Here is a 5,903-nt window from a genome sequence, read left to right on the forward strand (position 1 = left end):
CTCCGGGCCCGGCGGGGAGCAGGCGCGGCCGCTCGCCGTCGCCGTCACCGCGACGGGCCGCGGCGCCGAAGAGCTCGCCGCCGCCCTGGGCTCCTATCTGCCCGGAGAGGCCGTCGACGTCTTCCCCGCATGGGAGACCCTGCCCCACGAGCGGCTCTCCCCGCGCTCCGACACCGTCGCGCGGCGCCTGCGCGTCCAGCGCCGCCTCACCCACCCCGCGGAATTCCCTCCCCTGAGGATCCTGGCCATGCCGGTGCGCGCCCTCCTGCAGCCCATCGCCGCCGGGCTGGGCGATCTCGCGCCGGTTCGCGTGCGCCTCGGCGACGCCGTCGACCTCGAAGCGCTCGAACGCGACCTGGCCGGCGCCGCCTACTCGCGAGTGGACATGGTCGAACGCCGCGGAGAGTTCGCCGTGCGCGGCGGGATCCTCGACGTCTTCCCGCCCACCGACCCGCGTCCGTCGCGCATCGAGCTGTTCGGCGACGAAGTCGAGGAGATCCGGACCTTCTCCGTGGCCGACCAGCGCTCGCTCGAGCCGGTCGGGGAGGTCTACGCGCCGCCGTGCCGCGAAATCCTGGTCGACGAACGCGTCCGAGCCCGCGCCCGCGGCCTGGTCAAGGACCTGCCCGGAGCCGTCGACATGCTCGACCGGATCGCCGCCGGCTCCGCCCCGGAGGGCATGGAGTCCCTCGCCCCCGCCCTCGTGGACATGGTCCCCGTCCTCGACACCCTCCCGGCGGACGCCAGGATCGCGCTCGTCGAACCCGAACGCGTCGCCCAGCGCGCGGACTCGCTCATCGCCACGACCGAGGAGTTCCTCGCCGCGGCGTGGTCGTCGGCGGCGGCGGGAGGCGCGGTCCCCATCGACGTCGACCAGGCGTCCTTCGCCAGCCTCGCGCACACCCGCGCCCGCGCGGACGCCCGCGGCATGGGATGGTGGACCCTCGCGGGATTCGCGCGCGAAGGCGCCGAGGCCGTCCGGGCGGGCGAACCCCAGAGGTTCATGGGTCGAGTCGACGCGGCCATCGCCGGCATCGGCGAGAGAGCCCGCTCCTCCTGGCGGCAGGTGATCGCGGTCGAAGGCCCGGGAATCGGCCGCAGGATGCGCGAACAGCTGGAGGAGGCCGACGTCCCGGCCGTCTTCGCCGACGACCTGCCGGCCGCGCTCGAACCGGCCGTCTGCTACGTGACCGCCGCCCCCGCCGCCTCCGGCTTCGTCATGGACGAGCAGAGGTTCGCCCTCGTCGCCGCCGCCGACATCACCGGCCGCGGCGGATCCTCGACGCGCGAGATGAGGAGGCTCCCCGCCCGCCGTAAGGCCTCCGTGGACCCGCTCGCCCTCAAGCCGGGGGACTTCGTCGTCCACGAGCAGCACGGCGTCGGCCGCTTCGTGAAGATGGCCAAGCGGTCCATCGGCGCCAACCGCGAGACCCAGCGCGAATACGTCGTCATCGAGTACGCCTCGACCCGGCGCGGCGCCCCGCCCGACCAGCTGTGGGTGCCGACCGACGCCCTCGACCAGGTCTCGCGCTACTCCGGCGGGGAAGCCCCCGCCCTCAACAAGATGGGAGGCGCCGACTGGGCCAAGACCAAGGCGCGGGCCCGGGCCGCCACCCGCCAGATCGCCTCCGAGCTCGTCCGCCTCTACGCCTCCCGCCAGGCCGCGAAGGGCTTCGCCTTCTCACCCGACACGCCCTGGCAGCGCGAACTGGAGGATTCCTTCGCCTACGTCGAGACTCCCGACCAGCTCCACACTATCGACGAGGTCAAGGCCGACATGGAGAAACCCGTCCCCATGGACCGGCTCGTCTCCGGGGACGTCGGCTACGGCAAGACCGAGATCGCCCTGCGCGCCGCCTTCAAAGCCGTCCAGGACGGCAAACAAGTGGCGATCCTCGTGCCCACCACGCTGCTCGTCTCCCAGCACTACGAGACCTTCCAGGAGCGCTTCTCCGGGTTCCCCGTGCGCCTGGCCGAGCTCTCGCGCTTCCAGAGCGAGAAGGAGTCGCAGGAGACGATCGCGGGGCTGGCCGCCGGCACGGTCGACGTCGTCATCGGAACCCACCGGCTCCTGACCGGGAACGTCAGGTTCAAAGACCTGGGGCTCGTGGTCGTCGACGAGGAGCAGCGCTTCGGCGTCGAGCACAAGGAAACCCTCAAGCAGCTCTACCCCGACGTCGACGTCCTGTCGATGTCGGCCACCCCGATCCCGCGGACCCTGGAGATGGCCGTGACGGGCGTGCGCGAGATGTCCACCCTGGCCACCCCTCCCGAGGAGCGCCATCCCGTCCTCACCTACGTGGGGGCGCGCGAGGACAAGCAGATCGTCGCGGCCATCCGGCGCGAACTGCTGCGCGACGGGCAGGTCTTCTACGTCCACAACCGAGTCGGCGACATGGAGCGCGTCTCGGCCCGCCTGGCCGAGCTCGTCCCCGAGGCGCGCGTCGGCGTCGCCCACGGGAAGATGAGCGAACACCAGCTCGAACTGGTCATCCAGGCCTTCTGGGACAAGGAGATCGACGTGCTCGTGTGCACGACGATCGTCGAGACCGGCCTGGACATCTCCAACGCCAACACGCTCATCGTCGAGGACTCCGAACGCCTGGGCCTGTCCCAGCTCCACCAGCTGCGCGGGAGGGTGGGCCGCGGCCGCGAACGCGCCTACGCCTACTTCCTCTACGACCCCGCCAAGGCGATGACCGAGACCGCCCTGGAGCGCCTGCGCACGATCGCGGCCAACACCGAGCTGGGCTCGGGCATCCAGGTGGCCATGCGAGACCTGGAGATCCGGGGCGCGGGGAACATGCTCGGAGGCGAGCAGTCCGGCCACATCGCGGGAGTGGGATTCGACCTGTACGTGCGCATGGTCTCCGAAGCCGTGGCGAAGATGCGCGGGCAGAAGGCGGACGAGGAGGAGACCGAGGCCGACGTGCGCATCGAACTGCCCGTCGACGCCTACCTGCCCGAGGACTACGTCCCCTCCGAGCGGCTGCGCCTGGAGGCCTACGCGAAGATCGCGGCGGCCGGGACAGAGGAGGCGCGCGAGGCCGTGCGCACCGAACTCGTCGACCGGTATGGGCCGGTCCCGGTCCAAGCCGAGAGGCTCTTCCGCCTGGCGGCCCTGCGCGAGCTGTGCAGGCAGGCGGGCCTGACGGAGGTGACGATGGCCGGGCGCAACGTCCGCCTCGCCCCCGTCAACCTCCCCGACTCCCGCCAGGCGCGCCTGAAGAGGCTCTACCCGGGCGCCCTGCTCAAGCCCGCCGTCCGCATCGCCATGGTGCCGCCGCCTGGAGGAAGCCGCCGCATGGGGGAGAGCGCGAACCTCGCCGGCGACGACCTGCTCGAGTGGGTCGCCATGCTCGTCCACTCCGTGTTCGTCGCCTCCCTCACCGGAGCCTAGTACCATGGGCCACGCGAAGCCGTCGCGCCGGCACCGTCCCCGCGCCGGGTTTCGCGCGTCCGAGCCGCACAGTCGCAAGCCGCAGGAAGGGCAGACATGATCCGCTCATTGAGGAAGGCCCACGCGGGCGCCGCCCTGGCGATCGCCGCCCTGGCGATCGCCGGATGCTCGGCGCATCCGGGGACCGCCGCGTTCGTCAACGGCAAGGAGATCACCGAGAAGCAGGTCGACAGGATCGCCGCGGCCATCGACGAAACCGGCTCCGAGGTCCCCGGGCGGGCCCAGATCGTGATACTCAAGATGAGGCTCGTTCTGGCCAAGCCCGTCCTCGACCGGGCGAGCGGGGTGCTGACCGAGGATCTCAAGTCGAAGATGCGCAGCGCCTGCTCCGCGCAGTACCGCTTCGTCGACCCGGCGGGCAGCCGCCTGCAGGACCTCGACGACTTCTGCTACCTCACCCTCCTCCCGCAAGCCGACCCCCAGAGCGCACGGGCGCTCTCCAGCGCCTTCGCGGACGCCCGGGTCAAACTGAACCCCCGATACGGGGAGCTCAAGCAGCAGCAGGGCAAGTGGAGGACGACCCTCCCGCCCTACCTGGAGATCCCGGAGAATGCCGCGAGCTGACGGCAGGGCGCCCGGGCCCTAGTCCTCAGGTCCCGGCAGGCCGATCGGACGCAACCTCGCGAACGTGAAATGAGACATGGGTAACGGGCGGCTGCTGCCGGAATGGCCCGTTCTGCGCGAGAATAGTCATCAGGGGTGCTTCCCCAGCCGCGGTGGCCGCCGCCGCCGCGCCGACAAACAGAAGGAGTGGCTGTGGCCATCATTGTTGATCTTTACGCCCGCGAAATTCTCGATTCCCGCGGAAACCCGACCGTCGAGGTCGAGGTCGAGCTCGAGGATGGCACGCGCGCCCGTGCCGGCGTGCCCTCCGGCGCGTCGACTGGCGCCTTCGAGGCCGTCGAACGCCGTGACGGCGACGCATCCCGCTACCTCGGCAAGGGTGTTGAGGGCGCCGTCCAGTCCGTCAACGAGGAAATCCGCCCGGAGATCGTCGAATCCTACGACGCCGAGGACCAGCGCGGCATCGACACCTACCTCATCGCCCTCGACGGCACGTCCAACAAGGGCAAATTCGGCGCCAACGCCATCCTCGGCGTGTCGATCGCCGTCGCCAAGGCCGCCGCGAAATCCGCCGGCCTTCCCCTCTACCAGTACCTCGGCGGCCCGAACGCCCACGTTCTGCCCGTCCCGATGATGAACATCCTCAACGGCGGCTCCCATGCGGACTCCAACGTCGACATCCAGGAGTTCATGATCGCCCCCTTCGGCGCGCCGACGTTCAAGGAGTCGCTGCGCTGGGGCTCCGAGGTGTACCACACCCTCAAGGCCGTGCTCAAGGAGCGCGGACTGTCCACCGGCCTGGGCGACGAAGGCGGCTTCGCGCCGAACCTCGATTCCAACGCCGAGGCCCTCGACCTCATCTGCGAGGCCATCGAGAAGGCCGGATTCAAGCCCGGCGCCGACGTCGGCCTCGCCCTGGACGTCGCCTCCTCCGAGTTCTTCAAGAACGGCGTCTACACCTTCGAAGGAGGAGCCAAGGACACCGCCTTCATGGTCGAGTACTACGAGAAGCTCGTCGCCGAGTACCCGCTGGTCTCCATCGAGGACCCGCTCTCCGAAGACGAATGGGACGACTGGAAGAGCCTCACCGGCGAACTCGGCGGCAAAGTGCAGCTCGTCGGCGACGACTTCTTCGTCACCAACCCCGAGCGCCTGGCCAAGGGCATCGACCTCGGCGCCGCCAACGCCCTCCTCGTCAAGGTCAACCAGATCGGAACGATCACCGAGACCCTCGAGGCCGTCGAACTCGCCCACCGCCACGGCTACCACACGATGACCTCCCACCGCTCCGGCGAGACCGAGGACACGACGATCTCCGACCTGTCGGTGGCCACCAACGCCGGCCAGATCAAGACCGGCGCCCCCGCCCGCGGCGAGCGGATCAACAAGTACAACCAGCTCCTGCGCATCGAGGACCAGCTCGGCGACAACGCCGTCTTCGCCGGCCGCGGCGCCTTCCCGCGTTTCAAGGGCTGAGCCCGACCCGACGACGGACCGGCTGCCCGGAGCCGGCCCGAGCGTGTGCCGACCGTTACTGGTCGGCACACGTGTTCCTCGGGGGAGCGCCTCCCCGAGCCCCATACAATGGTCGCCATGAACGCCCGCAAGCCTTCGAGCCGACCAGGATCCCCCCGTCCCGGCAGGGGCAGGCGCACGCCGGCAGGCGGCCGCGCCGAGCCACGCGAGCAGACCGAAGCCGGCGGGCATGCCGGGCCCGGGCGGCAGCCTCGCTCCAGCCGTCCTGGACGCGTCGAACGCACCGGCGAGACGGGCGGCGGCGCTCGACCGGCCGCGCCGCTCCAGGATCGCGGCGCAGGCGGCGACCAGATCTTCCCTGGGGAGCGGGGAACCCGCCCCCTGAACGGCTCGCACAAAGGCT

General features: G+C 70.7%; 3 protein-coding genes and 1 pseudogene. All 4 read left to right on the forward strand.

Annotated features, from left to right (window positions below; all coding sequences use genetic code 11):
* Window positions 1–3,400: transcription-repair coupling factor (mfd, locus tag HMPREF0043_RS08175; RefSeq protein WP_021602555.1), on the forward strand; the 3,400-nt coding region annotated here is incomplete at its 5' end.
* 96 nt (window positions 3,401–3,496) lie between these two features.
* Window positions 3,497–4,024 carry a hypothetical protein gene (locus HMPREF0043_RS08180; protein WP_021602556.1) on the forward strand — a complete coding sequence of 176 codons (528 nt, stop codon included), beginning with the start codon at window positions 3,497–3,499 and terminating at the stop codon, window positions 4,022–4,024.
* A 186-nt stretch (window positions 4,025–4,210) separates the two neighbouring features.
* On the forward strand, window positions 4,211–5,500 hold the full coding sequence (gene eno / locus HMPREF0043_RS08185; protein WP_021602557.1) for a phosphopyruvate hydratase: 1,290 nt from the start codon (window positions 4,211–4,213) through the stop codon (window positions 5,498–5,500).
* A gap of 117 nt (window positions 5,501–5,617) precedes the next feature.
* Window positions 5,618–5,903: pseudogene (locus HMPREF0043_RS11775) on the forward strand (hypothetical protein); the annotation flags it as partial.

The sequence above is a fragment of the Actinobaculum sp. oral taxon 183 str. F0552 genome, from assembly GCF_000466165.1.
Taxonomy (GTDB): domain Bacteria; phylum Actinomycetota; class Actinomycetes; order Actinomycetales; family Actinomycetaceae; genus Peptidiphaga.